This window comes from Pseudomonas sp. Pseusp9, assembly GCF_059491265.1.
The window spans coordinates 3,301,448-3,327,901 of sequence record NZ_CP168500.1; the positions used below are offsets into that span (position 1 = coordinate 3,301,448).

22 protein-coding genes are annotated in these 26,454 nt (G+C 58.0%); 12 read left to right on the forward strand and 10 right to left on the reverse strand.

What is annotated here, in order from left to right:
• The first annotated feature begins 532 nt into the window (after positions 1-532).
• The 4 genes from ACEN8E_RS14805 to ACEN8E_RS14820 all read left to right on the forward strand — a co-directional run bounded on the left by ACEN8E_RS14805 (position 533) and on the right by ACEN8E_RS14820 (position 7,124).
• On the forward strand, positions 533-1,405 hold the full coding sequence (locus tag ACEN8E_RS14805; RefSeq protein WP_495588713.1) for a GNAT family N-acetyltransferase: 873 nt from the start codon (positions 533-535) through the stop codon (positions 1,403-1,405).
• Positions 1,405-2,298 (forward strand): allantoinase PuuE, encoded by an 894-nt coding sequence (puuE, locus tag ACEN8E_RS14810; RefSeq protein WP_495588714.1) that lies wholly within the window; start codon positions 1,405-1,407, stop codon positions 2,296-2,298. Before ACEN8E_RS14805 ends, puuE begins: the two co-directional genes overlap by 1 nt.
• Positions 2,299-2,579: 281 nt before the next feature.
• Positions 2,580-5,969, forward strand: a complete 3,390-nt coding sequence (locus ACEN8E_RS14815) for an Ig-like domain-containing protein (protein WP_495588715.1) — start codon at positions 2,580-2,582, stop codon at positions 5,967-5,969.
• 222 nt (positions 5,970-6,191) lie between these two features.
• Positions 6,192-7,124: a transporter gene (locus ACEN8E_RS14820; RefSeq protein ID WP_495588716.1), complete on the forward strand. Its 933-nt coding sequence runs from the start codon at positions 6,192-6,194 to the stop codon at positions 7,122-7,124.
• Between the two features lie 194 nt (positions 7,125-7,318).
• On the opposite strand, the gene ACEN8E_RS14825 is transcribed toward ACEN8E_RS14820, so the two are convergent.
• The 4 genes from ACEN8E_RS14825 to ACEN8E_RS14840 form a co-directional block, all read right to left on the reverse strand.
• Positions 7,319-8,212 (reverse strand): polysaccharide deacetylase family protein, encoded by an 894-nt coding sequence (locus tag ACEN8E_RS14825; protein WP_495588717.1) that lies wholly within the window; start codon positions 8,210-8,212, stop codon positions 7,319-7,321.
• Positions 8,213-8,274: 62 nt separating this feature from the next.
• Positions 8,275-9,183: an NAD-dependent epimerase/dehydratase family protein gene (locus ACEN8E_RS14830; RefSeq protein WP_495588718.1), complete on the reverse strand. Its 909-nt coding sequence runs from the start codon at positions 9,181-9,183 to the stop codon at positions 8,275-8,277.
• A gap of 90 nt (positions 9,184-9,273) precedes the next feature.
• The gene (locus ACEN8E_RS14835; RefSeq protein ID WP_495588719.1) at positions 9,274-10,008 is read right to left on the reverse strand and encodes an SDR family NAD(P)-dependent oxidoreductase; all 735 of its coding nucleotides are present in this window, start codon (positions 10,006-10,008) and stop codon (positions 9,274-9,276) included.
• A 97-nt stretch (positions 10,009-10,105) separates the two neighbouring features.
• On the reverse strand, positions 10,106-11,533 hold the full coding sequence (locus ACEN8E_RS14840; protein ID WP_495588720.1) for an APC family permease: 1,428 nt from the start codon (positions 11,531-11,533) through the stop codon (positions 10,106-10,108).
• Positions 11,534-12,196: 663 nt separating this feature from the next.
• Here ACEN8E_RS14840 and ACEN8E_RS14845 point away from each other — a divergent pair.
• Positions 12,197-14,320: a TonB-dependent receptor gene (locus tag ACEN8E_RS14845; RefSeq protein ID WP_495588721.1), complete on the forward strand. Its 2,124-nt coding sequence runs from the start codon at positions 12,197-12,199 to the stop codon at positions 14,318-14,320.
• Positions 14,321-14,541: 221 nt separating this feature from the next.
• Here ACEN8E_RS14845 and ACEN8E_RS14850 read toward each other — a convergent pair whose 3' ends face one another.
• Positions 14,542-15,441 carry a pirin family protein gene (locus ACEN8E_RS14850; RefSeq protein WP_495588722.1) on the reverse strand — a complete coding sequence of 300 codons (900 nt, stop codon included), beginning with the start codon at positions 15,439-15,441 and terminating at the stop codon, positions 14,542-14,544.
• Between the two features lie 122 nt (positions 15,442-15,563).
• Between ACEN8E_RS14850 and ACEN8E_RS14855 the strand changes: the two genes are divergently transcribed.
• Positions 15,564-16,475 carry a LysR family transcriptional regulator gene (locus ACEN8E_RS14855; RefSeq protein WP_495588723.1) on the forward strand — a complete coding sequence of 304 codons (912 nt, stop codon included), beginning with the start codon at positions 15,564-15,566 and terminating at the stop codon, positions 16,473-16,475.
• A gap of 20 nt (positions 16,476-16,495) precedes the next feature.
• Here the strand turns inward: ACEN8E_RS14855 and ACEN8E_RS14860 are convergent, their stop codons facing one another.
• Positions 16,496-17,419: an NADP-dependent oxidoreductase gene (locus ACEN8E_RS14860; protein WP_495588724.1), complete on the reverse strand. Its 924-nt coding sequence runs from the start codon at positions 17,417-17,419 to the stop codon at positions 16,496-16,498.
• Between the two features lie 71 nt (positions 17,420-17,490).
• The gene (locus ACEN8E_RS14865) at positions 17,491-17,931 is read right to left on the reverse strand and encodes a DoxX family protein (protein WP_495588725.1); all 441 of its coding nucleotides are present in this window, start codon (positions 17,929-17,931) and stop codon (positions 17,491-17,493) included.
• A gap of 266 nt (positions 17,932-18,197) precedes the next feature.
• On the opposite strand from ACEN8E_RS14865, the gene ACEN8E_RS14870 reads away from it, so the two are divergent.
• Both ACEN8E_RS14870 and ACEN8E_RS14875 read left to right on the forward strand, forming a co-directional pair.
• Positions 18,198-19,115, forward strand: coding sequence for a LysR family transcriptional regulator (locus ACEN8E_RS14870; protein WP_495588726.1), 918 nt, complete (start codon positions 18,198-18,200; stop codon positions 19,113-19,115).
• A gap of 142 nt (positions 19,116-19,257) precedes the next feature.
• Complete coding sequence (locus ACEN8E_RS14875) at positions 19,258-19,677, forward strand: nuclear transport factor 2 family protein (protein WP_495588727.1); 420 nt, start codon at positions 19,258-19,260, stop codon at positions 19,675-19,677.
• A gap of 715 nt (positions 19,678-20,392) precedes the next feature.
• Here ACEN8E_RS14875 and ACEN8E_RS14880 read toward each other — a convergent pair.
• The gene (locus ACEN8E_RS14880) at positions 20,393-20,782 is read right to left on the reverse strand and encodes a hypothetical protein (protein WP_495588728.1); all 390 of its coding nucleotides are present in this window, start codon (positions 20,780-20,782) and stop codon (positions 20,393-20,395) included.
• A gap of 361 nt (positions 20,783-21,143) precedes the next feature.
• On the opposite strand from ACEN8E_RS14880, the gene ACEN8E_RS14885 reads away from it, so the two are divergent.
• On the forward strand, positions 21,144-21,989 hold the full coding sequence (locus ACEN8E_RS14885; RefSeq protein ID WP_495588729.1) for a helix-turn-helix transcriptional regulator: 846 nt from the start codon (positions 21,144-21,146) through the stop codon (positions 21,987-21,989).
• A 45-nt stretch (positions 21,990-22,034) separates the two neighbouring features.
• Here ACEN8E_RS14885 and ACEN8E_RS14890 read toward each other — a convergent pair whose 3' ends face one another.
• Both ACEN8E_RS14890 and dapF read right to left on the reverse strand, forming a co-directional pair.
• A complete protein-coding gene (locus ACEN8E_RS14890) occupies positions 22,035-22,544 on the reverse strand; it encodes a YkgB family protein (RefSeq protein ID WP_495588730.1) in 510 nt (169 codons plus the stop codon).
• A gap of 340 nt (positions 22,545-22,884) precedes the next feature.
• Positions 22,885-23,700, reverse strand: a complete 816-nt coding sequence (gene dapF / locus ACEN8E_RS14895) for a diaminopimelate epimerase (RefSeq protein WP_495588731.1) — start codon at positions 23,698-23,700, stop codon at positions 22,885-22,887.
• A 465-nt stretch (positions 23,701-24,165) separates the two neighbouring features.
• Between dapF and ACEN8E_RS14900 the strand changes: the two genes are divergently transcribed.
• From ACEN8E_RS14900 to ACEN8E_RS14910, 3 genes are read left to right on the forward strand one after another with little or no spacing between them, the layout of a single operon-like run.
• Positions 24,166-24,948, forward strand: coding sequence for a transporter substrate-binding domain-containing protein (locus ACEN8E_RS14900; protein ID WP_495588732.1), 783 nt, complete (start codon positions 24,166-24,168; stop codon positions 24,946-24,948).
• A 55-nt stretch (positions 24,949-25,003) separates the two neighbouring features.
• Positions 25,004-25,732, forward strand: coding sequence for an ABC transporter permease (locus ACEN8E_RS14905; RefSeq protein ID WP_495588733.1), 729 nt, complete (start codon positions 25,004-25,006; stop codon positions 25,730-25,732).
• Positions 25,729-26,439 (forward strand): ABC transporter permease, encoded by a 711-nt coding sequence (locus tag ACEN8E_RS14910; protein WP_429371962.1) that lies wholly within the window; start codon positions 25,729-25,731, stop codon positions 26,437-26,439. Before ACEN8E_RS14905 ends, ACEN8E_RS14910 begins: the two co-directional genes overlap by 4 nt.
• The last annotated feature ends 15 nt before the right edge of the window (positions 26,440-26,454 follow it).

The window sequence follows — 26,454 nt, forward strand, 5'->3', positions numbered from 1 at the left end:
GAGCGAAACCTGCACGAACCGGCAACCTGAGGATTGGAGCCGGATCTCGATCGATATCGTCACACACATCTTTTGCATAATTATTGAACAGCGCACTCGCCCCCAAAGGACCAAAGGGGGGGGTGCCCATCGAGTCGCGAGCGAGCCAGAAAAACGGAAAACCCTCAACAGGTTTTATTCACGGCTAGCCGCAAATGGCGAGCTCCTCATTCGGAACTGGCAAAAAAAGAGTAGCTCAACATCGACTGGGTGCATGCCCGCGAATCTGGAAAAATTCGCACGCCGGGGTTTTCCGGGTAATCGTAGCGATCACGGTTTGGCTACTTCAGCCGAGTCATCGGTGGATTCGAAAAAAGAATTGATCAACAGGACTCGCTCGGCAATCGATGCCCGAGCATCTCAAGTCCAGCTCACCGATCCGGGTCGTACCGTGTTGGCCTCACTGGATCAATACCCGGGTTGAAGCTATACCGAAAGGGTTCAGAGTGGGGATCGACCACATGCTCGATCAGCGGCTGAGGAGAACTTCGCGGTGTCGGATCAGCTGGTCATACGCAACATGACCCGTCCCGAGCTGGACGAGCTCGTCGACTGGGCTGCCCGTGAGGGCTGGAATCCCGGCCTTCACGATGCCGAGCTATTCTGGGCTACGGACCCTTGCGCCTTCATCGCGGCGTGCCGGGGCGGCGAATTGATCGGCGGCGGTGCCATCACTTCCTACACTGGCGAATTCGGCTTCATGGGTTTTTTCATCGTCCGGCCTGAATACCGCGGTCTAGGGCTGGGCAATACCCTCTGGCACGCACGCCGCGAGCGACTCCTCGCCCGCCTGCGCCCAGACGCGAGCATCGGCATGGACGGCGTCTTTGCGATGCAGGACTACTACGCCAAGGGTGGTTTCGTCTTCTCCCATCGCAATATGCGTTTTCGTGCGCAGATCACCGAACGCACGATGACCTCGCCGGTAGACGATCAGGACATCGTCCCGTTGGCCGCCTTCCCGTTCGATCAGGTTGTCGATTACGACCGCACCTGCTTCCCCGCCGCGCGCGCAACCTTCCTGAGCGGGTGGATAGCCCAAGCCGACGCACTCGCCGTGGGGTGCCGGCGCGAGGGCAGGCTAAGCGGCTATGGCGTAGTAAGGCGCTGCCGCGAAGGCTGCAAGATCGGCCCCTTGTTCGCCGATGACGCCCTGGCAGCCAATGCCCTCTACGCGCGCCTGGCGGAATTTGCGCAGGGTGGCCCGCTGTTTCTCGATGCCCCGGAGAATAATCCCGCCGCGATGGCGCTTGTACGCCAACAGGGCATGACCGAGGTCTTCGGCTGCGCACGGATGTACCTCGGCCCTCCTCCGGCGATCGCGCACGAGCGTGTGTTCGGCGTCACGACCTTCGAGCTGGGCTGATGTCCACTCGCGACCTCATCGGTTATGGCGGCTGCCCACCCCACCCGCGCTGGCCTGGTGAGGCGCGTGTCGCGGTCCAGTTCGTACTCAACATCGAAGAGGGCGCGGAATCCTGCATCCTCAATGGCGATGCGCAGTCGGAGGCCTGGCTTCACGAGCTACCGGGCCGCCCGCCGCGTGTGGGAGAGCCGGACTTGAGCGTCGAGGGCATGTACGAATACGGATCGCGCGCGGGTGTGTGGCGCATTCTGCAGCTGTTCAGCGCCCGAGGCCTGCCGCTGACCGCCTTCGCCGTCGGCCGGGCATTGGAACTCACCCCGGCGATTGGCCATGCGCTCTGCGCTGCCGGGCATGAGATTGCCGGGCATGGCTACCGTTGGCTGGACTATCGCGACATGCCTGAAGACCAGGAGCGGCGCCACATCCGCCTCACCCTCGACGTGATCGAGCAGATCTGCGGTAAACGCCCCGTAGGTTGGTACACAGGCAGGGTCAGCCAGAACACCCGCCGCCTGTTGCGTGAGGAAGGTGGGTTTCTCTATAGCTCGGACGCCTACAACGATGACCTGCCCTATTGGCTCCCCGGCTCGCCCGCCCACCTGGTGATCCCTTACACACTGGTCAACAACGACGCCCGCTATCTGCTGCCCAATGGTTTCGCCTGCGGTGAAGACTTCTTCCGCCTGCTCAAGGATGCGTTCGACCTGCTGTGGCAGGAGGGCGCGCAACACCCGAAGATGATGAGCGTCGGCCTGCACGGGCGGATCAGTGGCCATCCTGGTCGGGCAATGGCGCTCGCGCGCTTTCTCGATTACGTGCAAGGCCACGACGCGGTGTGGATCTGCCGGCGCGAAGAAATTGCCAGGCACTGGATAGCCCGATTCCCCGCGTGAGTGGTACAGGCAAATCCACCAAAAGCGGTCGGTGAAACAGCGCCGCTATTATCCCCACAAATGGGGTACTTCACCCACTCAACCGGGTGTTTACCACCTCGATTAGAGGAATATTCCCCCCACCCCGCTCGTCCCGCCTGTAACGCTCAGAACAACCTGCTAATTAATTTGAAATTTTTCTTCGCCCGGATGATGGCTCATTAGTTGCACCCGCGCCCTTGTGCCCGCACAGCTGTCGTTCCGGACATGGAGGCGGCGGGGCATCACAGGAGGGGTAAAAAATGAAAAGCGCGATACCATCATGCGATTCCTTCGGCCGGCTGCGCAAATCAAGCCTGCCTTGCGCGATGCTTCTGTCCCTGGCCACGGCAGACGCCGCACCGCTGGACGATGTCAGCCAGCCGCCGCCAACAGACCCCTCGGCGTTTACCAACTCGCCGCCCGACCCCAACGCCGCGCTGGATGCGATACGTGCCATGCTTCCCGCCAACCAGGGCTCCCTCGCCCTGCCCAATGGCGTTTTTGGCACCCGCACCACGCCAACGGCCGACAACGTGCTGCCGCCAGCCCTGCAGACATCCTTCAAAATCCCCACCAATGGCAAGCCCAGCCCATTGTACGGGGCGCAACCGTACACTCAGCAACTGCTGCTGTTCGAAGAATTCGGCACGGAAAAACTCGACCCGACACTGCCGGCACCGCCCCTGACCTTCCCGGCTCCGATCATCGGCCCCGCACCCACGCAGGACCCGAACAGCATTGCCCGCAGCGGCCCTTCGGCCGCGGCGCTGGAAGCCTTCATGCGCCAGCCGGGGCTCTACCCGTTTCCGTCGCAGTACTCCAACGTGCTGGACCGCAACCCGTGGAAAGCGCAGATCGAAGCCTTCCTCAACCGCCATCCGGTGGGCTCGCCGGCCGAAGGTCGTCCGCCAGGAAAAGGCTGGTCGCACCAGCGCTGGAACGAGTTCTATCCGCAGGTTGCCTTCAAGACCGCTCAAGCGGGCGCCAAGCTCAATGGCGGCATGCGCGACCGCCGCCAGTTGCACAACTACGCCGTCGGTGAGTTCGGGCCTGGCGGGCTCTACAACCAGACCTCGGACACTCCGGTCATAGCGGGCACCACCAAAGGCATCGACACCCGGTTTCACCCCAACATGCCGATCCAGAACCACAAGGCGCTCTGGACCTTCGACGGCACCTTTCCGCCAAAACTGTTGATGGTGCGCTACGGCCAACCGGTACTGATGCGTCACTACAACGCCCTGCCGATCGATCCGTCGGCCAACATGGGATTCGGCTTGCACACCCTCAGCACCCATGAACACAACGGCCACTCCCCGGCGGAAAGCGATGGCTATGCCAATGCGTTTTTCTTTCCGGGGCAGTACTACGACTATCGCTGGCCAATACAACTGGCCGGCTACGACAGCATCAACACCAACGCCCAGGATCCGCGCGCGGCGTTCCCCTGCGCCCCGGGCGAAACCCTGTTTGTCAACGATGCCACTCCGGGCCTGAAGACGTGCAACAACGGCAGCATCAAGATTCGCGGCGACTGGCGTGAAACCATGAGCACCCACTGGTTCCATGACCACATGCTCGATTTCACTGCGCAGAACGTCTACAAGGGCAACGCGACGATGATGAATTACTACAGCGCCCTGGATCGCGGCAACGAAGCGCTCGAAGACGGCGTCAACCTACGCCTGCCCAGCGGTTCGGCCCTGCCCTGGGGCAACCGCGACTATGACGTCAACCTGCTGGTGGCCGACAAGGCCTGGGATCAGAACGGCCAGCTGTGGTTCAACCCGTTCAACACCGACGGCTTCCTCGGCGACCAGATCCTGGTCAACTGGCAGTACCAGCCGCGCCTGAACGTGCGTGCGCGCAGCTATCGCTTCCGCATTCTCAATGGCTCGGTGTCGCGTTTCTTCAGGATCGCGCTGGTGCGTGAAGTCGCCGGCAGCGGTGGCGAATACCCCGGCCCGGCAGGTTCCGGCCTGTCTTATACCCGCGTGCCGTTCCACATGATCGGCAACGACGGCAACCTCATGGAACACGCGGTGCCGTTCGACGGCAGCATGGACCTGGACGGTGACGGCGATGTGCAGGACCACAACGCCATCCTGCCCACCCAGGGCATCGCCGAGCGGTTCGACATCATCGTCAACTTCGCGAAAAACGGGATCAGGACCGGCGACAAGCTGTACTTCGTCAATCTGATGGAGCACCGCAACGGCAAGGGTCCGGAGAATAATCCGCTGAGCCTGGCCGATGTCCTGTCCGGCAAGTACAAAGCGGTGCTCAAACAAGGCAGCAAAGGGCCGGAATGGGACGCCGGCGACCCGGTGGTGGGCAAGTTCCTGCAGATGGTGGTCCAGCCTTATGCCGGCCAGGACGTGAGCATGAACCCCGCCGACTACGAACCCGCCAAACCGGGCAAAGCGGTCGGCAAGGTCATGATCCCGCTGACGATCAACCGCGACGATCCGGCGATGCAAGCCAAGCTGAAACTGGCACGCCATCGCGAGTTCATCTTCGGTCGCTCCGACGGCACCGACGAACAACCCTGGACCATCAAGACCGACGGCGGGTTCGGCTTCCAGATGGACCCCCGGATCATCAGCGCCGCTCCGCAACTGGCCAACGGCCCGACCCCTGCCGGGTTCTCCGGCGACGGCACCCTGGAAGTGTGGAAAATCAGGAACGGCGGCAACGGCTGGAGCCATCCGGTGCACGTGCATTTCGAAGAAGGCATCGTCCTCAACCGAGACGGCAAGGCGCCACCGGAATGGGAAAAATGGGCGCGCAAGGACGTCTACCTCATTGGCCAGGGTATCGACAGTTCGGTGGACGTGGACATCGCCATCCGCTTCCGCGAATTCGCCGGGACCTACATGGAGCACTGCCACAACACCCAGCACGAGGACTCCTCCATGCTGCTGCGCTGGGATGTCGAGAATCCGGGCCAGTTCCAGTTGATGCCAACGCCCCTGCCCGGCTGGGACGGCGTCAACTACGTCAATTCCGCCGCGCTGCCAACCTTCCGCACTGGCGATAAACGCGACAATAACGACGGCGATAACAAAAATCCGCTTGCCAACCCCGACAGCGCCATCAGCAACAACGGCCAACCGGTGACCATCAACGTCCTGGCCAACGACTCCGACCCTGACGGCAACGTGCCGCTTAAAGTGGTGGGTCTGGAACAGCCGGACTCCGGCAAGGGCACGGTCAGCACCGATGGTCTGCGCGTGACCTACACACCACCGGCCACGGTCCCCGCGCCGTTCACCGCGACCTTTACCTATAAGGCCGCCGATGCCAAGGGCGCGGAGTCGGCACCGGCGACGGTGTCCGTGGCAGTCTCGGCGGCGGTCGTCGAGAACCTGATAGTCACCAGCGCTACCGTCACCGCCCGTAGCAACAGCCGCTACTACTGGGTCCTGTCCGGCACCACCTCGCGTGGCACGGGCAATGCCATCACGGCGACTGCGACGACCACCTCCGGTCCGGTAAACCTTGGCACCGCCACCCTGACGCCAACGGCGGCAGGCGCGCGCTGGCAGATCGCAGTGACGACCACCGGCAGCGGCCCGTCGCCTGGCGCGACAGTGACCGTCAAATCGGCCTTCGGCAAAACCGTGACGGTGCCGATAGTTGCACACTGAGTAACAACTGACGTTAGCAATGAGGGCCTCACAGGTTTCTGAGGCCCTTTTTTTTGCGATTGAATCGGCAACTTGCCTGGCAGGCCAATCTCCGGAAGACCAGTATTTCGTGCAGCAAGCAAGTGCGGTCACACAATGGTCGCGGCATCTGCAAGTGCTAAACGAATGCAGATGCACTACAACAATACATAGAACCTTGAGGTCCTGACAGGAAGCGAGCGAATGTGGATGAAACACAAACCCTGTGTCGTCAGGATGGCTCGGTTTGCATCCGCTTCGCTCATCCTGGTAGCCCCCGTTGCAGTCGCAGAGGATCTCGAACCCAGGTCCTACGCCAATACGCCGGTAGGTATCAATTTTTTGCTCATGGGCTACAGCGATCTCCAGGGTAGCGTGACCGCCAACCCCTCAGTCCCACTCCAGGATGCCAAGCTCAACATCAAGACGGTCGTGTTTGCCTTTGCCAGGTCCCTGGACGTCTGGGGCCGCTCCGGAAAGTTCGATATCGTCGTGCCTGAAGCCAGATTGACGGGTTCGGCTCTGTTCGCCGGTGAACCCAGGGAGCGAAATGTTACCGGGTTGATAGATCCAAGATTCCGCTTCTCGGTCAACTTGTATGGCGCCCCGGCGATGTCCCTGGCTGAGTTCCCCGGCTATCAGCAGGATGTGATCATCGGCGCCAGCCTGGCAATTACGGCGCCACTTGGCCAATACGACTCCAGCAAGCTGGTAAATCTGGGCAACAACCGCTGGTCATTCAAGCCCGAACTCGGGATTTCCAAGCGCCTGGGACCCGTGACCCTGGAATTATCCGGTGCTGGAACCTTTTACACCGACAATGACCAGTACCTTGGCGACCGTACATTTTCCCAGAACCCGACTTACCAGATACAGGCGCATCTGATCTATGCCTTCAGTAACGGTGTCTGGGCCTCGCTGGATGGGACTTACTTCGCTGGCGGGAGTACCTCGGTCGATGGGGTCGGTAACCACGACTTTCAGGAAAATACACGCTATGGGGGCACTCTCTCGCTGCCGTTGAACCGAAATAACTCGCTGAAGCTGTTTGCCAGTGAAGGTGCGCATACCCGTACCGGCAGCGAATACGATGCTATTGGCATAGCCTGGCAGTATCGCTTCGGCGGAGGGCTTTGAAACCCGGGACCTACGCTACATTCCATTCATGCGTTCGTGAGACATTTGCCTGATGCTGGTTGTTACCTGCCATTTTGCCGCTCTATGCCGAAAGTTACGCTGGGGCAGAGTAGCGACCATCCATCGATGGTCGCCGCCCCCACATCAATGACAACAACAACCCAAAACACCGGATACATTCACCACCGGAACGGCTACTTATGTGCTTTAACCGGTCCCTGGTAATAAGGCAGCCTGTCAACCCGTGGTTTGTAGGCGCCGGTGGACACACTGCGCTGGACATGCGCGGCGATCTCATCCATCCGTGCAAACCAGACATCACCCTTTGCCATCATGTATTCGATCAACTTCGAAACTTCATGCCATCGTGACAAACGGCCGGAAAGAAAAGGATGCCAGACGGGTATGAAGAGCGCGCCATACTCCCAGGCAGCATCGAACTCTGCCTTGAAAACCTCGATGGCGCGTTGTGGCGACTGAATCGGCATCTGAAAATCAAGGTCGATGCTGTGCATGTATTGAGGCCAATCATCCAGCGCCCAGCTCGATGGCAGCTCCACCAGCTCTCCTGCCCCCGTGCGCAACAGATAAGGCACATCATCCCCCATCAAGGAGGCGTCATAACTGAAGCCTCGCTCGATCAACAAGTCAGCCGAGTGCTCTGACATATTGTAGAGGGGAGCCCGCCAGCCCCGCGGTGACTGGCCGGTGAATCGCTTGATGGTGTCGCAACCCCGATCGAGCCAGTAGGCTTCTTCTTCCCGGGTCAGCTCGTTTGGATGCTCATGGATATAACCGTGATGGGCAATTTCGTGTCCTCCCTCGACGATCGCCTCGATGGCCTCGGGGTATTGTTCGATGCACCAGGCCGGTATGAAAAACGTTTGTTTAATCTCGAAGCGTCGATAGGTTTCCAGAATCCTTGGAATCGCCACCTTGGGTCCATAGTGCAACATTGAAATACTGGCAACCCGTGTCGCGGAATCCTTGGGATGCGCCACATGCAGAATGCTGTCCGCATCCATATCAAAGGTAAAGGCTACGGCGCAGCGAGCACCGTTTGGCCAGACAATGGGATTTTCAATCATGCTTTATCACCAGTGGATACTGAAAGTTATCGAATCACCAACAACAACGACCAAGCCCCCCATCAATACTCGTGATCAATCAACCAGTTGGAATAATGCGTGAGTCCTTTTTCAAGTGACCATTGCGCTCGATAGCCCAACTCCCGCTCGGCGGCACTCAGATCCCATTCCCCATGGCGATCGAGATGCCAATAACCATCGCCAACTTCAATGCGCGCATCCGGAATGATTTTTCTGATGATTTCAACGGCTTGATGCAGCGTCCAGGAGCGATCACCGGCAATGTTGAATACACCGCCTTTCAGATCTCTGGTTTCAGCCGCTATCAGCACCGCACGCACAACGTCTTCCACATGAATATAATGGAACCGATGATCTCCGCCGGAAGGCAAGTTAAATGCCTCGCCACGATGGACGGTTTTAAGAATATCCCTGAGAACTTGTGGCATTTTATTTTCCGGGCCATACACTTCGGCAATTCGCAGCGAAATCACCTCCATACCATAAAGATCATTGTAAACCCTGCCAAAGTGCTCGGTGGCAATCTTGGTTACACCATAGGGTGTCGTTGGGTAAGTCGGTGTCTGCTCATTAATCACACCCTCGAAATGCCCATACACCGTTTCGGAAGAAAAATTCACCAACTTTTTGATGCCCGCCAATCGCATGGCTTCAAGCAAATGGATTGTGCCGTCGATATTCGCCGTCACCGTCGTAATGGGCAGATCTATGGACAAGTCAGGATGTGACATGGCCGCCGTGTGAATGACACGATCAACTCCATACTCCTGGATAGTTCTGACTATCCTGGGTATATCGAACAACTCCCCTTGTACTGGGGTCATGAATTCAGACTTGGCTTCGGAGTAGTCACGATTGTAACTCACCACTTTAACGCCTTGCTCGCTGAGCTTCTTAGTCAGGTATCTGCCAACATAGCCCAAACCACCGGTAATCATTACAGCGCTCATTTTGTATCCTTCTTTTTATTAGCAGAACAAGAGCCACATATTTGACGGGTAAATTCATGACTCGCTGAAGTTGGATTTCGAGATACCCGACTAGATCGCAGCCCCGCCATTGGGGCTAATGATCTGTCCAACCATATAATCACCCGCGGGCCCGGCCAGCGCTTCGACCATGGCCGCAATTTCGTCCGGCTTGCCGAAGCGCCTCAATGGAAGGGTCGCGCGGGTCTCATCGTTGTATTCGATGGTGTCGTTGATCAGCATGTCTGTTTCAATCGGCCCCGGCGCCACCGAGTTGACCAATACACCCTGGGGGGCAACTTCCTTGGCAACCGCTTTTGTCAGCGCGATCACCCCGCCCTTGGAGGCGCAGTACGCGGCGTAAGTCGCAAATCCAATCAGCCCCAGTTCAGAGCTGATATTGATAATCCGCCCCTGACGGCGTGCCAGCATGCCCGGCAACACCGCTTGCATGCAGGCCCACGTCCCACCGAGATTGGTACTGATCATCTGTTCCCACTGCGCCCAGGTCGTTTGCTCTACTGTCGCCGAAACCAGTCGCCCGGCATTGTTGACCAGAATATCGACCCGCCCAAAGCGACTCTGCGCCTCGTGGATGATTCCGGCGGCGGCTTCGGGATTACTGATATCCGCCTGAATGGTGATCCCGTCGCCACCGTTGTCTTCGGCAATCCGTATGACGGCGTCCAGTTGATCCTTGGTGTCGAAGTAATTGAGTACCAAATGATCGCCACTTGCAGCAAAACGCTTGGCAATTGCCAGTCCAATGCCCTTTCCAGCTCCAGTGATAACGACAACACGCTTCATAAGTTCACCCATGTTTTTTTTAAATGAACACCGCACGCATGCGTCAATGCCGGGCCAGTGCAGGCTGCAACATTGATCACAGGCGATAACGTGAAAATCAGGACGATTGCACTTTGGACAGTACGGGCTGCCGGGAAACACGCGACTGCCATACCAGAATCATTGCGCCCGATATGATCGTCAGCGCGCCGAGGTACCAGGCCGTGTATTGATCCTCCGGCGAAACCGGATTCGCACCGGCGGTATAACCGATGTATCCCAGCACGAGAATGGCAAGAGAAGCAGGGATCGACAGTGCCAGTGCGATGCCGAAACGCTGACGTCGGAAGGTCATGACAATAAAGGCGGCGATCGCGGCCATGTAGGACATCACCAGCGTGATGGTCACGACATCGTAGTACCACACAATCTTGTCCAGCGGTTTCCACCAGAGCAGTGCAATAGCGACGGACGAAACGATAACGCTGGCCAGCCACGGCGACTTCGTTTTGTTGACGGCGCAAAGCGCTGCCGGCAGATGCCCTTCTTCGCTCATTCGATAGAGCGTACGCGCAGCCGCACTCGAGGAGATCTGCAGGCCGGCGCATGCCGAAGTAATCACGACGAACAATGCAATCCAGGCCATGGCCGGTGGCAGGTAGACATTGGCGACAGCCGCGATGGGCCCACCGTTGCCGTCCTCGATGATTGCCGCCAGTTTCTCTACCGGCACCGCGTACTGCCAGCCAATGGCCGCGAGGGTGTAAATGACAAAGGCGGACGTCAGAACGAGCAACATGGAGCGTTGTACGGTACGAACCGGAACACGCGACTCCTCGATGTAGTTGATCGCAGAGTCGAAGTTGGCGAGCATCCATACACCGAACAGCACCCCCGGTCCGATCGCGGACCAACCGCCCGCCCCCTCCAGTGTGTACATGGAGATGACCGACAAATCCGGAACCTGAGGGTTGATGATGCCCATCAATCCGAGCCCGGCAACAACACCGATCTCGAAAATCAGAAAGACGCTGGCGACTTTGGCTGTGGCATTGACGCCTTTGCAGGAAATGGCCAGAAAGACCAGAACCATGCCTGTCCCGATCAGTTTGGCGTCAAGCGGACCCGCCAGGGCCGGAATCAGCGCCTGTATGTACTCGGTTCCGATGATTGCGCACATCGCCATCACCGCCATGCAGGCAACGGAGTACGCCCAGCCGAGAATGGTCCCTACGCTGGTATGCAGAAATCGCGACGTGAATGTAAACACTCCACCCGCAGACGGAGCTTGTCGAGTGAGGGAGATCATGCAAAACGCCATGACCAACATTGGAAAGAAGTACGCAATTAAAATGGCCAGCGGAGCACGGTGCCCCGATATGGAGTAAAGAATCGACATCGAAGAAGCAGCAATCCAGCCTGGCGCATTAAAACCAAGCGCTGAAAACGTCACATCCCTGGTGGTTAGAGTACCCTTGTTTAGCGCCGTATCAAGTTCACGAACAGTTCCGTCACGGTCATAACCGATGATTTCATAGAAGTTCATTTTTCAGGCTCTGATTAATAGCTATAGAAGATGTTGTAGCGTCAAACCGTCTGGCTTGATTTGAACGCCGCTCTTATTATTCAACTAAGCAAAATGCAGATACTCAAAACCCGAACAAGCCGGACACCCATAGCTTATTCAGAGTTTACTTGCAGCTTTATTGTTTTTATCGCCCTCCAGGAAAACCTTGCAACCAAGAATGTTTTTTCAGCCGCCAGCATTCACTTCAACTGCATAGCTACGTGGCATAGCTACGTGCATGACCAGTTGTGGCGCTTAAACCTCTGAATGGGGGGGGCCAGTATAGAAACAGCCAAAAAAAACCTACCATCAGAAATTTCCGATATTTGAATCTGAATTAGCGAAGTAAGCCCCGCTCAATACTGGCCTGAGTAGACCCTGTACCTCGGCAGGCTTCTTTTCAATCATCCCCGCACTGAACGTTGCGGTGTGCGGCAAAAGCGACCCGCACATGGCAAGAAAAAATGTGTGTGTACTTGTCGACGAGCAGCGCCACGGCAGCGACGCCAGGCAATCGTGCACCGACGATGCTTGCCGGTTGCAGTTTTTCAAGCCCATCACCCATTTGTATCGGAATGATATGTATTTACTTACAAAAGATAATCGTTATTATTCGCGCCTTAATTCATACATAAGGTGTCCATGGTGGCTCTATCGCGCATTTACCCAGCCTCGCTGTCGTTGCTGGGCGTTCTGGTCGTTCCTGATCTGCAGGCAGAAACCGAAGCTGCTCTGACCCTGCCGGCAACCGCTGTAAACAGTGAGTACAACGAGCAGAGCTATATGTCGACCGAGAGCAGGAGCGCGCTGAAGATCGATGCCCCGCTACGTGATATTCCGCAAACGGTGAACGTGATTCCCCAGAGCGTGATCAAGGACCAGGGCGCGCAGTCGATGGAAGACGTGCTGAAGAATGTCCCGGGGATCGGTCTGTCCAATGGCGATGGCCAGCGCGATCAGGTCACCATCCGCGGCTTCAGTGCCATCGGCGATATGTACATCGACGGTATCCGTGACGACGCCCTGTACTTCCGCGACCTGTCCAATGTCGAGCGCGTGGAAGTGATCAAGGGCCCCGCTGCGGTGCTCTATGGCCGTGGCTCATCCGGAGGCCTGATCAACAGCATCAGCAAAAAACCCAACTTCGACCCCAAACAGGAAGTGGGTGTCAGCTTCGACAGCGAAGGTAAAAAGCGCACGCAGTTCGACGCAGGCTGGGCCGATCAACAGCAGTACGACAAGGCATTCCGGGTGACCGGTGCGCTGGAAAACAGCGACACCTTCCGCGATGACGGCTATATCGACCGCAAGGCCATTGCACCTTCGGCGTACTTCAAGCTCTCCGACGACCTGGAATTGAACCTGGGTGCCAGCTATCTGTATGACAGACGCCTGATCGACTTCGGCATCCCGGCGCAAGGCGATCGTCCGGTCGATGTGGACCGTGGCAAACGCTTCGGTGCTGCCGACCCGGATGACGACTACACCCGCAGCGAGGTGTTTTCGTTCACAGCCGGTATCGACTACCGGATCAACGACGACTTCAGCCTGAGCAACACCAGCCGCTACTACCACTACGACCTGGATCGCAACAATACACTCGCCGATTCCAGCCCGACACGCTTCGTCACCGCCGCCAACGGCGAACTGCTGGTCAAGCTCAACCGTGGCAATGTGCAGCGCACGGAGGATGGCTGGTTCAACCAGACCGAACTCAAGCAACAGGCTACGCTCGCCGGGATGAACCACAACCTGCTCTATGGCGTGGAACTGGGGCGCCAGGTCAAGGATCAGTCCGTGTTCAGCCAGAACAACGTAGCCCAGGTTCCGGTGTTCCGCGATGGCCTGGTCGACGTGCCGTTCCAGGCCAACCGGCAAACCGCCAAGGGCACCAATACCCAGGACACGGCCGGTTTCTACGTCCAGGATCTCATCGAGTTGGCGCCCAAGTGGAAGGCGCTGGTGGGCGTGCGTTATGACGTGTTCGACCAGGAATATTCCGACGGCCTGACGCACAGCTCCCTGTCCCGAACCGATAACACCTGGAGCCCGCGAGTCGGCCTGGTTTATCAGCCTGATCAGGTTCAGTCCTATTACGTCTCGGTGAGTCGTTCCTACCAGCCTTCCGCTGAAATGTTCGCCCTGAGTACGACGAACCAGGACCTGGAGCCAGAAGAGACCACCAACTACGAGATCGGCGGCAAGTGGGACCTGCTCGACAATCGCCTGGCGTTGACGGCGGCGCTGTTCCGTCTGGAGCGCACCAACATGAAAACGAGCGACCCGGCGAACCCGAGCAACTTGGTGCTGGCAGGTGAGCAGCGTACCGATGGTCTCGAACTGACCGCCAGCGGACAGTTGAGCGACAAATGGCAGGTCTATGCCGGTTACGCCTATCTGGACGCCGAGATCACCAAATCCAACAGCCGAACCAACGGTGTCGCCAATGAAGGCCAGACTCCGACCCTGACCCCGCGCCACAGTGCCAATGTGTGGCTGGTACGCTCTTTGACTCAGGAGTGGCGTGTTGGCATGGGGGCGAACTATGTCGATGACCGATATACCGCCCTGGATAACCAGGTGGTCATGCCGGCCTACACCACGGTGGACGCAGCCCTGCTCTACAACCTGCCGAAATGGGACATGGCCCTGCGGTTGCGTAACGTCTTCGACAAGGACTATTACGCCTCGGCGCATGGCTCCGTGGATCTGATCACACCTGGTGCACCACGGACTCTGGAATTGAGCACCAACTACCGATTCTGAGTGCGGTCCCGAGAGCAAAGCCCGGTATTGCGACACTGCCAGGCTTAATGAGATGGTCAGCCTGACCGAGAAGCCCTGCAGGTTCACGCTTGCAGGGCTTTTCTCGTTTTCGGCGCAGGATCTCTCATGAACACGGCACCCACCTCGAGCAATACCAGGGTCTTGAATCGATGCTTTAACGTTCGAGCCTCTCGATAACCGGATCAGCCCGCACGCTCGGGTTATTTGAAAACGGGCACACTGGCTGACCCGTTTGGCTTTTTCAGGTATTCACGCAGCCGGGCACCAATTTCGGCAATTTTCGCCTCCCCGGCACGCAGGGCTTGCGGGTTGGTATGCACCGAGTAGTTCCCCAGCGCGAGGTCGTATGGATGAGGCTCCGCGGAGCCGATCACGAACACCGTATCGCCGTGCATGGCCTTGAGCGTAACGCTGCCGCTACCGGGTTCGAAGACGACCATTTCTCCCGCCATGACCACCTCCGGTGCGCAGAGGGATCCGCGGCTGACACTCAACCACAATGACTCATGGCCCTTGGGTGGAACATAGCTCCAGGATTCTCCGGCCGGTAGCGTGACCAACAGATAGTTCATCCCGGCGGGAGCGCGGACCGGGCTTTGCACTCCCTGGTACGAACCCAGAATCACCCGCGCCGGTCCCGCTTGCGGCATCACGCTAGACTCCAGGTATTGGCTGTCGACACTGGAGTTTTCCAACGCTGGCGGCAGTGCGACCCACAGTTGAAAACCCTGGATGCGCTTCGAAGTACCGACCGACATTTCCTTGCCATGCCAGACCCCGCCACCCGCGCGCATCCATTCAACACCGCCATAATCAATCATCCCCGTACCCGAATCAGCATCCTCAAAACGCAAATTGCCTTCGGTAATGACGGTGACAGTGGCGATGCCCGAATGCGGATGCATGGGCATGCCGTTGATGAATGAGCTTTCGCCTTCAAACAGGTCAAGGAACACAAAAGGCTTGATCAGGTGGCCAAGATCCGAAGGGCTCATCAACCGGACAATCGCGCCATGCCCACTGCCGGTGGTGCGGTAGCGGATGGCCCGCCCGGTAACGGTGTCTGGTGTATCGATCTGGGGTTGTTGCTTGAAAGGCATCGTGAATACTCGATGTTGGCGGCCTTTGGGCCCGATGCTTCAGACAATAGGCCAGGTCCGATTACTTGATAAGGCGGTACAATTGGATTGCACTCGTCCACCAAAATCAGGAATGCCCCACCATGCTCGATCTCAATGACGTCGCCATGTTTGTGCAGGTCGTCCATTGCGGCAGCTTTGCAGAAGCCGCGCGACGGCTGGGCATGCCACCCAATACCGTGAGTCGGCGCATCCAGCAGCTTGAAGCGCAGCTCGGCACCCGGCTGCTGCAACGCTCCACTCGCAAGCTCACGCTCACCAGTGCAGGCCAGGGCTTTCATGAACGTTGCGTGGGTGCCGTCGATGATCTGCTTGAAGCGGGACAGGATTTGATCACGGGCAGTAGCGAGCCCAGTGGCCGGGTGCGCGTGGCGGCTCCGGCAGACTTTTTCGACTTCTTCGAGATGGCGTGGGTGAGCGAGTTTCTGACCGCGTATCCACGGGTGCGACTCGACTTCGTGCTCAGCGATGCCAAGGCCGACCTGATCGCCGAGCAGATCGATGTCGCCTTTCGTGGCGGCCCTTTGCGCGATTCAGGCTATGTCGGTCGTCAGATCCTTGACCCGCGCAGCGTCGGGATGGTTGCCAGCCCCGACTACCTCGTAGCACGTGGCTCACCCCGCACGCTGCAGGACCTGGCGAGCCACGACTGCGTGATTTCCGCGCATCCCGGTGGCCACGCCACATGGCATTTGCTCGGCCCGAAAGGTGAGGAAGAGATACAAGTGACCGGGCGCTTCAGCGGCAATACCGCTCAGTCGCAGCGCAAGGCCGCCGTGGCGGGCCTCGGCATCGCGCTGCTGCCGCCGCTGATGGCCAAGCTTGAAGTGGATGCCGGCGTCCTGGTCCCGGTATTGCCTCAGTACCAGCCCAACGGCTACGGCCTGAACGTGCTGTATCCAAGCCGCCGACAGCTTCCGCCCGCTGTGTCGGCGTTCATCGGTTTGGTGATTCGGAAAATGAATGCGGCAGATGTACCGCAGGTGTATCAGTAACCGCACTCATTGCCGACAACTTACCGGGTTGTGTCGAGGACAAGCCTGCCGCGCAGATGACGGCCCATGCTTTTCTCGATCGCCACTTTGGCCTCACTCAACGGGTATGCCTCGACATCGACCCTGAGGTGACCCTTGTCGAACAGTTCGGCAATCAGCGACAGCTGTCGACCATCGGAACGGGTGGCAAAGTTGGCAGGAGTCACGCCATGGTCGTTGGCCAGCGACATGTTCGGCAGGCTCACCGGCGAGACCAGCACACCGTTTCTTTTCAGCACCTTGAACGAACGGTTTTGCGTTTCGCCGCCGACCAGATCCAGTACGACATCGACACCGGCCACCAGCTCGTCGAATGCCTGGGTGCTGTAGTCGATGGTGTAATCGGCGCCGAGGTCCTTCAGGTAAGCATGATTGTGCGCAGAGGCCGTTGCATAGACTTCAGCGCCCAGGTATTTGGCAATCTGCACGGCCATGCTGCCCACACCACCGGCTGCGGCATGGATCAACACCTTCTGCCGCCGTTGCACGCCAGCGTGGTCGGTCAGGGCTTGCCAGGCCGTCAGGGCAGTTGCGGGGACAGCGCTGGCCTGCAAGGCACTCAGCGATTTTGGTTTTAACGCCAGTTTTGAAACCTGGGCAACCGCCCTGGCCGCATAACCGCCGACGATGTTGATGAAGCCGAACACTTCATCGCCAATGCTGAATTCAGTGACGCCCTGCCCCAGCGCGATCACGGTACCGGCCACTTCAACGCCCGGGGTAAACGGCAGCGGTAACGGGATGAACGCTTTCATGGCGCCTGACAGGATCTTCCAGTCAATCGGGTTGACCCCTGCTCCGGCGACTTCAATCAGCACTTCACCAACACCTGCCACCGGGTCTGCAATGTCTTCCAGACGTAAAACTTCAGGGCTGCCGTATTCGTACACGCGTATGGCTTTCATGGCGGTCTCGACTATTGATAAAGGAGGAGAACATTGCGCTGCGAGGGGCCGGCCTTCGCAGCGCGGGGGTATCAACGACGGCGAGCGTCGAGGCTGAAGCGACCGGCACCAAAAGCCACGACTTGCAGCAGGCCACCAGCCATCGCGATGTTCTTGAAGAAGTGGATGAACTGGTTCTGATCGCCCAGCGCGTTATGGAAAGCCAGTGCGGTAAACACGCTGAACACGGCCAGTACCGCGGCAACGGTGCGGGTGCGGTAGCCGGCGATCAACGCCAGGCCGCCACCGATCTCGACAACGATCGCCAGCACCAGCGCCAGTTGCGGAAGCGGAAGGCCTACCGAGCTGATGTAGCCGACCATCATCGCGGGAGCGGCCAGTTTCGAAAAACCGGAGAGAATGAAGATGGCGCTGAGCAGTACGCGGCCGATCAACGAGGCCGAGGCTTTGGTCACGTCGGAACGGTTCTGTTCAGAGGACGTGGAAGAAGCGATGTTTGCGGAAGTCGTCATGGGGTATTTCCTTCAAAGTTTGCGCGACTCGCCATGAATCGCTGCTGTGAAGAAATCTTGCGCCTTGACATCTAATCTGAATAGCCGACTAATTTAGATCATCAGATTCGAATAAATAGGCAAGTTACTCACCTTATCGAAAGGGAGTCCCATCGTGAAATACGCTGAACGGCCCCCTGCAACAGGCTGCGACACGCACATTCGCGGTCAACGCCTGGCCGTATTCGAGCCTGCGGGTATTGACCATTACGCTCGAGGAAACAGGCATGATCTCTGATCCCGGTACACCCACTCTCGACCAACTGCGGGTGTTCCTGACCGTTGTTGAAGTCGGCAGTTTTGCAGCCGCTGCCAGAAAACTGCATCGGGCCACTTCGGTCATCAGCTACTCGATTGCCAACCTGGAAATGCAGCTCGGCGTGTCGCTGTTCGACCGTCAGACCACACGCAAACCGCAGCTCACCGACGCCGGCCGCACCGTGCTGGCCGAAGCCAGGACCATCGCCAACGGCGTTCATGGCCTACGCGCCAAAGTGAGGGGGCTGCTGCAGGGGCTCGAAGCCGAAGTTCACGTGGTGCTCGATGTGATGCTGCCTCCGGAGCGCGTGGTGGACGCACTCAAATCCTTTCGGGAAGCATTTCCTACGGTTGCCCTGCACTTGCACATGGAAGCCCTCGGTGCCGTCACCGAACTGGTGATCAACCGAGGCGCAATCGTCGGCGTCAGCGGGCCGATGAACGAAGGTATCAACGGTATCGAAAGAATTGGCGTCGGCAGTGTCGAGCTGATTCCGGTGGCTGCCCCCAATCATCCGCTGGCATCGAGCGACTCGAATGTGCCGGGCGCCGGGCGCGAGTTCACGCAACTGGTGCTGTCCGATCGCTCGCTGCTGACCAAGGACAAGGATTTCGCCGTGCTCAGTAACCGCACCTGGCGCCTGGCGGACCTGGGCGCCAAGCACATGCTGCTGCGTGAAGGCATCGGTTGGGGGAACATGCCGGCGCCGATGGTCCAGGAGGATCTGGCGAGCGGCCGGCTCGTGCAGTTGAACATTCCGGAATACAAAAGCGGACAGTATTTCTTCGATGTCATCTACCGCACGGACCTGCCACCGGGTCCCGCGGCAAGGTGGTTGATCGACCGTTTCGTACAACAAGGTGCGGCGCTGGATACCTCCGGTTGAGGGGATCACTTGTCGATTTTCCAGAACCTGAACATCGAAATTAATCGGGTTTTCCCGAACGGCGTTGCATGGGACATTCTTTCGACCACGCTGTGAGCAGCCGTCGCTGCGCACTGCCCATCAAAGCCTTGGAGGCGAAAGAATGAACCAGGCTCAAGCACTGCTTCAGGCGCACTTCGATACGTTTGTCGCCAACCCTGAAAAATGGCAATCGCTGATCTCGGACGACATTGTCTGGGAACTCCCCTACGCCCCGGGCCTTGGCCATCCGGCCCGATTGACGGGGCGTGATGAGGTGTTGAGTCACGTCGGCTGGTTTATCGCAGCGGTGGAAGACTTGCGCTTTTACGACCTTCAGCTCGACGCCTTTGCCGAGCATTCGAAAGCCGTCGCGCAAGTAAAGGCCGAAGGCCGGATCAAGGCCACAGGTCGCATCTACAGGCAGAACTATGTTTTGTTCGTGGAAGCCGAGAACGGCAAGCTCAGGTTTATCCGGGAGTACTTCGACCCGATTCAAGCGGCGCATGCGCTGGACGAGACAATCAAGTTGCCGACTGATTAAGTTATGGATTTGCGATGAGAGGCAGCAATTGGCCGATTTCTGCCAGTCACGAAGGGCCGTAATCGACCCATTGCCCTTCGCAGAGGGTAAATAACGGCCACTTAAGGACGTTGTAGGCTGGCTGTTAACGACCCAAGGCCACCATTTTCAGCTGGGCCAAGAAAGCGTCTTTCGAATTAGACGGTTTCCCGCTTGGCCATCGCACATTCGTTGCCTTTACATCGCGCGCTCCAGCCTGCCCAGTGCAATTAAGTCCTGCAGAAATCGAGTGCGGGGTATCGACTGGACGTCCCTGCTTGGGAATCCATTTTGGCTGCAGAATCCACTCAAGATGAAACCGCCTCGCCACCCCTTCATTGTGACTCCGTCCACCAGCTAGCGTCGAACCCAAACTACGGCGTTTGCAAGGAGCCCACTATGTCCATCGAACTGCAAGTGAGTCGGCTATAGCTTCATAGACCACTACAACAGCCAGCTATGGGTTCGCAGTCGCCTTGAATGGTCGTCTACTTTTGGCCGACCTTTGCCGGTCGCGGGGGCAGAGCGCGGTCAGGAGTCGACCTTGAGAGAAGGCGACTTGCCCTGTTCAAAATCGGGCTCTTAGTAAATCGGCTGCGCGGAGAGCCTCGTTTTTTTTCACAATACCGGCCTCGTCTCAGCAAGCCAAATCATCTAGCAGCATCACCAGTCGCCCATCATAGATGACCTTAAAGGGTCACAGTCGCCATCGTACGTGGCGAGAAAGTCGATGAATATCATCGATGCTTCGGAGCTTGATCGTCCACTCTCCCGCAGGCGTTTCGATAAAGCTGTCGAAGTCAGCTTTAAGTAACGCCCTATCGTAAGCGCCGGCTCGAACGGCTGGAGGGCGGAAGTAGAAGAGTAGCCAATGTTTGTTCGTGATGAAGGAGTGCGGCTGTTCATCTGACGCCGCGTCATGGAATCGAAAATCTCTGACATCACCTTTCCATTGTATGTGGCACCGATACCGCGTGGCTTCGGCGGCAACGCCAACGAAATAGTTGAACGCATCCTTTACGGAGAGATCGACGATGTAGTCCCGCCATTGGCTGTATAGCTCTGGGTTTCTGGTGCCGTCCAACATCTTGCGACGCCTCTTGGTGATGTCTAATGCATGAGTTAAGTCGCGCGGTTATTCGTTCAATTTCTGACGGCCAGCCTCACACTCCATTCGAATGAAGTCCTAAGCATAGCAGCGCAGCTGGGTAAACGAGCAGGGTCGACTGCGGCCTGTCGCGACCGGCGCAAGTCGAAGGAATCCAACAGTCCGGTTCTGGCCGATTGCAGCCTGTCGCGAAGGGTTGTAAACGACCCATGGCAGCCCGTCGCTTCAGGCGCAGATGCACCGATAGTAGCCAGTCAAGAAGTACGGCATTTGAGCCACGTCGGGCCGCAAGCTGTAGATGATATGATCCAGGCGTCTGAATCTCGCCAAGAGATCGCCCATGGATCGCTTGTCTACGTTGCTGTCGCAGTTCGGCGTGCGCGCAAACCTGTTTTACAACGGCAAGCTGTGTGGCCTGGCGTCCAACGATGGCGCTGAACGACATGGTTATATCCACCTGCTGCAGGTGGGTAGCGTCACGTTGCTGGGGCCCGATCGCAAGGGCTTGCTGCTGACCAGGCCCAGCCTGATTTTCATGCCACGCCCCAGCCGGCATCAACTGTTGGCCGGTGAGTCCGAGGGCGCTCAACTGTTGTGCGCGTCAATGGAGTTCGGGGGCGGGGTCGATAATCCGTTGTCGGCTTCGTTACCCGATTGTCTGGTGTTGTCACTGGATGAGCTGCCAATGCTGGCCGATACGCTGAAATGGATGTTCGGTGAGGCGGCGGGCGCGCATTGTGGCAGGGATGCAGCCCTGGATCGCTTGTTTGAACTGCTGATCATTTTGTTGTTTCGGCATCTGCTCGATCATCAACAGTTGCGTACCGGAATGATGGCTGGACTGGCTGATTCGCGGCTGGCGCGGTCTCTGGTGCAGTTTCACAACGCACCTCATCGTGCCTGGTCAATTGCAGAACTTGCGAGCGAGTCGAACATGTCTCGCGCGGCCTACGCAGTGCATTTCCGGACTATTATCGGGCAGACGCCTGCCGATTATCTGTTGAGTTGGCGTATCAGTCTGGCGCAGAAGCGTCTGCGTGAAGGACGGTCGATTACGCTGATCGCCGCCGAGATCGGCTATGAAAGTCCTTCGGCACTTGCACGCGCGTTTCGACGCAAGACGGGTTACAGCCCTCGGGACTGGATGAAAGATCTGGCAGGAGAAGATGATGGGGCAATGGCCTGAAACTATCGAACTGCTTCAGGCCACCCCAGGAGATCGATCAACGGTTTAACGGTTTTCCAGCTCAGTCAGAGAATGGCCTGCAACGAATATCGAAGCGGCAAGCAACCCGATGTCTTTAAGAAGAAACTGGCCCGGCGCAACCGTAATGGCTGGAAAACCGAGGCCGGGCTCAATCACGCCGGGAGTCGAGAACATAAAGCTCAAGGTCGTGAAGAACAGTCCGGCAGACAGTGCACCACCGATCAATGAAAGCTTGGGTGACAGCAAGCGACCTGCAATCAGAACACCGATCGAGACCTCCAGAACGCCGAGCAGACTGGAGAAGGTATCGACACTGAAAATGTCATAAACCCAACCCAGGAAAGGACTGTTGCTCACCAATGGAACCAGCCCCATGGCTTCGTAGTGTGTGAACTTCATCCCGCCAAACCAGAAGTAAATGACCGCGAGCGCAAAGTAAGCACCGTAGGTGCCAAGCGCCATGGTTTTGATCCCGAGCGTTGAATGGTTTTGTGCGTTGTTGGTTCTGTCGTTCTCGATACTCAAGGTTTTCATGATCAAGGCTTCCGATAGTGTGGTGAGGAACGCTAATCAGCAACCCGGCGCGGTGTGCGTTGGGAGTGGAGACAGTGTCGCCGTTGATTCCACACTCGTGGCTTCTGAACGTATTGCGTTCAGTGCAGATCGTCTTGACTCATTGCAGGTCATGACAGAGCAGGCGCCCTGAAAGAAAGGCGATGAACTCCCGGGTTCGGAGCGGAACATAATCGCCGAGCGCCCTGAGTCGAGGCGCACGCTTGAGCTACTGGTCGCTGACAGAGACGTTGACCGTGTCCTGCAAGACTGAGTTAAAGAAACCGGTTGAATCCATAGCCGATAGCGGCCCCCCTGAAAATCAGGCTTTCAACAGAGTATCCGCGACTCTTCCTGAAAAAATCGTTTCAACCGGCCCGGTGAGAAAGACTGATCCCACGCCATCCCATTGAACCGTTACAACTCCGCCGTCACATTCAACCTCAACGCGATTGTCCAGCAAGCCACGACGAATGCCGTTAACCGCTGCGCCACAAGAGCAGGAGCCTGAACCCAGCGCAATACCAGCCCCGCGTTCCCAGATACGCAACCGGATGTGCTGTCGGTCAATGACCTGGACGAAATGCACGTTCGTCCTGAGAGGAAACAGGGGGTTGGTTTCAATTGTCGGTCCAATCGTCGCAATCTCGACGGCTGTCAGATCATCCACAAAATAGGTGCAGTGCGGATTTCCCATGCTGCAAGCGCTTGGGTCACCGGCAAGTGGCAACATTGAAGTATCCATTTCCAGAGCCAGGGGAATATCCGACCAGCCCAAAAGCGGCTTTCCCATGTTTACCGAAATGGCGCCGGTTGAAGTTCGTTCGCAAGTCAGCAGGCCACGGTTGGTCCGCAGTGCTACCAAAGTCAAATCGGATTCGCGCATCAGCAAATCCGCAGCCCCCCGCGTTGCGCTGCCGCAAGCGTCCAGCGTTGAGCCATCTGCATTCCAGAACATCAAACGCGCATCTGCATCATCGCAGTCGAGCACCACCGCGAGTTGATTGAAGCCGATACCCCGGTTCCGGTCTCCCATTCGCCGAGCCATTTGGCTTGTGATTGGATTGGGTGAGTTTCGCGAGTCCACGACAACGAAATCATCGCCATTGGCGTGCATTTTATGAAAGATCAGCGGCATAAATAGACCTGGCGACGAGACATGCGATCAATTGAGCTTTTGAAGCGATCTATCCCTATTCCCATGACTTTTGCAAATTGTGTGAAAACTCGTGAGGCGAATGTGTTTGGCAGACCAGACACATCGTTGTGTTTGATTCGTCACCGGCTGCTGTTGGAGCGTCAAGAGTTGAGCCAGGAAAATCGGCGCCCTTGATCTCACACTTTGTTACCGCATACCCCAGCCGCGTGTAAAAACCTGCCTTGGTAACAGCCTCACAGGCCCACCTCACCCCTGCACTCACCTGCCTGTAAAGCCCATTCCAGAGCGCTTACAGCGTTTTCTCAATCGCCCAGTCGACGAATTGGCCGGGTGATTGCATATGCTTGTCTGTACAAGTATCTGCGTGTGCATAAGACATTTTTGTCACGCAGTACTCGCGCTCTTGCGGCACAGGCGCTTTCGATGGTCCTTGGGAATAAAATAATGAAAAAAGCATTTCTCACCCTTTCTGCATTGGCTTTGTGTGTAGCTGCCGGTACTGCGCTGGCCAAGGAGTACAAGGAGTTGCGCTTTGGCGTCGACCCCTCTTATGCGCCGTTCGAATCCAAGGCCGCCGATGGCAGCCTGGTGGGTTTCGATATCGACCTGGGCAACGCGATCTGCGCTGAGCTGAAGGTCAAGTGCAAGTGGGTTGAAAGCGACTTCGACGGCATGATTCCCGGCCTCAAGGCCAACAAGTTCGATGGCGTGATCTCTTCCATGACCGCTACGCCTGCGCGCGAGAAAGTCATCGACTTCTCGAGCGAGCTGTTCTCTGGCCCGACCGCGCTGGTTTTCAAGAAAGGCGCGACCATCGGCACCGATCCGGCCTCCCTCAAGGGCAAGAAAGTCGGCTACGAGCAAGGCACCATCCAGGAAGCCTACGCCAAGGCCGTGCTGGACAAGGCCGGCGTCGAGACCCAGGCCTACGCCAACCAGGACCAGGTGTACGCCGACCTGATCTCCGGGCGCCTCGATGCCTCGATCCAGGACATGCTGCAAGCCGAACTGGGCTTCCTGAAGTCGCCACCAGGCGCTGACTTCCAGATCAGCGAGCCGGTCGAAAGCCCCCTGCTGCCAGCCAAGACCGCCGTGGGCCTGAGCAAAGGCAATGCCGAACTCCAGGCCTTGCTGAACAAAGGTATCAAGGCACTGCACGACAATGGCACCTATGCGGCCGTCCAGCAGAAGCACTTTGGCGACCTGAATCTCTACAGCGGCAAATAATGACCCTGCGCCCATTCCCGGATGGGCACTTTTTTGATTGAGGTAGGGCTGCTCAATGCTAGAAAACCTATTGCAGATTCTTGGGCTATCAGGCTTCAGCCTCAAGGGTTTCGGCCCGCTGTTGCTGCAAGGCTCCTGGATGACCGTCAAATTATCCTTTCTGTGCCTGCTGGTGAGCGTTGGCCTGGGCCTGCTCGGCGCCAGCGCCAAGCTGTCGAACTCGGCACTGCTGCGCGTCCCCGCACAGGCCTACACCACGCTGATCCGCGGGGTGCCGGACCTGGTGCTGATGCTGTTGATCTTCTACAGCCTGCAAACCTGGCTGACCAGCCTGACCGAAGCCCTGGGCTGGGACTATATTGAAATCAACCCGTTCAGCGCCGGGGTCATTACCCTGGGCTTCATCTACGGCGCGTATTTCACCGAAACCTTCCGTGGCGCCATCCTTGCCGTACCACGCGGGCAGATGGAAGCGGCTACCGCCTACGGCCTGAGCCGCGCCCAGCGCTTTCGCCTGGTGGTGTTCCCGCAAATGATGCGTTTTGCCCTGCCGGGCATCGGCAATAACTGGATGGTGATCCTCAAGGCCACCGCGCTGGTGTCGATCATCGGCCTGGCCGATCTGGTCAAGGTGGCCCAGGACGCGGGCAAGAGCTCCTATCAGCTGTTCTTCTTCCTGATTCTGGCGGCCTTCATCTATCTGGTGATCACCACCGTTTCGAACTACGTCTTGCGCCGGATGGAAATCTTCTACGCCGCCGGCACCCGGGAGGCCGTGCGATGATCGAGCTACTGCAGGAATACTGGAAGCCTTTCCTGTACCAGGACGGCACTCACATCACCGGGCTGGCCATGACCCTCTGGCTGCTCAGTGCCTCGATCTTCTTCGGCTTCGTGATGTCGATCCCGCTGTCGATTGCCCGGGTCTCGAGCAATGTCTGGGTGCGCTGGCCGGTGCAGTTCTACACCTACCTGTTTCGGGGCACGCCACTCTATATCCAGCTGCTGATCTGCTACACCGGCATTTACAGCCTGGCCGCGGTGCGTGCTCAACCCGTGCTGGATGCGTTCTTTCGCGATGCGATGAACTGCACCATCCTGGCGTTCGCCCTGAACACCTGCGCCTACACCACGGAGATCTTCGCCGGGGCGATTCGCAGCATGGCCCATGGTGAAGTCGAAGCGGCCAAGGCCTACGGGCTGACCGGCTGGAAGCTGTACGCCTACGTGATCATGCCGTCGGCCCTGCGTCGTTCGCTGCCGTACTACAGCAACGAAGTGATCCTGATGCTGCACTCGACCACCGTGGCCTTCACCGCCACCATCCCGGACATCCTGAAAGTCGCGCGGGACGCCAACTCGGCGACCTTCCTGACCTTCCAGTCGTTCGGCATCGCCGCATTGATCTACCTGGCAGTCACCTTCTCCCTGGTCGGCCTGTTCCGCCTGGCTGAACGCCGCTGGTTGTCCTTCCTCGGCCCGGCTCACTAATTCAGGATGCTTGTT

Coding starts and splice junctions, on each gene's coding strand:
- puuE (WP_495588714.1), top strand. CDS start 1,405: ATGTCCACTCGCGACCTCATCGGTTATGGCGGCTGCCCACCCCACCCG.
- ACEN8E_RS14815 (WP_495588715.1), top strand. CDS start 2,580: ATGAAAAGCGCGATACCATCATGCGATTCCTTCGGCCGGCTGCGCAAA.
- ACEN8E_RS14820 (WP_495588716.1), top strand. CDS start 6,192: ATGTGGATGAAACACAAACCCTGTGTCGTCAGGATGGCTCGGTTTGCA.
- ACEN8E_RS14825 (WP_495588717.1), bottom strand. CDS start 8,212: ATGATTGAAAATCCCATTGTCTGGCCAAACGGTGCTCGCTGCGCCGTA.
- ACEN8E_RS14830 (WP_495588718.1), bottom strand. CDS start 9,183: ATGAGCGCTGTAATGATTACCGGTGGTTTGGGCTATGTTGGCAGATAC.
- ACEN8E_RS14835 (WP_495588719.1), bottom strand. CDS start 10,008: ATGAAGCGTGTTGTCGTTATCACTGGAGCTGGAAAGGGCATTGGACTG.
- ACEN8E_RS14840 (WP_495588720.1), bottom strand. CDS start 11,533: ATGAACTTCTATGAAATCATCGGTTATGACCGTGACGGAACTGTTCGT.
- ACEN8E_RS14845 (WP_495588721.1), top strand. CDS start 12,197: ATGGTGGCTCTATCGCGCATTTACCCAGCCTCGCTGTCGTTGCTGGGC.
- ACEN8E_RS14850 (WP_495588722.1), bottom strand. CDS start 15,441: ATGCCTTTCAAGCAACAACCCCAGATCGATACACCAGACACCGTTACC.
- ACEN8E_RS14855 (WP_495588723.1), top strand. CDS start 15,564: ATGCTCGATCTCAATGACGTCGCCATGTTTGTGCAGGTCGTCCATTGC.
- ACEN8E_RS14860 (WP_495588724.1), bottom strand. CDS start 17,419: ATGAAAGCCATACGCGTGTACGAATACGGCAGCCCTGAAGTTTTACGT.
- ACEN8E_RS14865 (WP_495588725.1), bottom strand. CDS start 17,931: ATGACGACTTCCGCAAACATCGCTTCTTCCACGTCCTCTGAACAGAAC.
- ACEN8E_RS14870 (WP_495588726.1), top strand. CDS start 18,198: ATGATCTCTGATCCCGGTACACCCACTCTCGACCAACTGCGGGTGTTC.
- ACEN8E_RS14875 (WP_495588727.1), top strand. CDS start 19,258: ATGAACCAGGCTCAAGCACTGCTTCAGGCGCACTTCGATACGTTTGTC.
- ACEN8E_RS14880 (WP_495588728.1), bottom strand. CDS start 20,782: ATGTTGGACGGCACCAGAAACCCAGAGCTATACAGCCAATGGCGGGAC.
- ACEN8E_RS14885 (WP_495588729.1), top strand. CDS start 21,144: ATGGATCGCTTGTCTACGTTGCTGTCGCAGTTCGGCGTGCGCGCAAAC.
- ACEN8E_RS14890 (WP_495588730.1), bottom strand. CDS start 22,544: ATGAAAACCTTGAGTATCGAGAACGACAGAACCAACAACGCACAAAAC.
- dapF (WP_495588731.1), bottom strand. CDS start 23,700: ATGCCGCTGATCTTTCATAAAATGCACGCCAATGGCGATGATTTCGTT.
- ACEN8E_RS14900 (WP_495588732.1), top strand. CDS start 24,166: ATGAAAAAAGCATTTCTCACCCTTTCTGCATTGGCTTTGTGTGTAGCT.
- ACEN8E_RS14905 (WP_495588733.1), top strand. CDS start 25,004: ATGCTAGAAAACCTATTGCAGATTCTTGGGCTATCAGGCTTCAGCCTC.
- ACEN8E_RS14910 (WP_429371962.1), top strand. CDS start 25,729: ATGATCGAGCTACTGCAGGAATACTGGAAGCCTTTCCTGTACCAGGAC.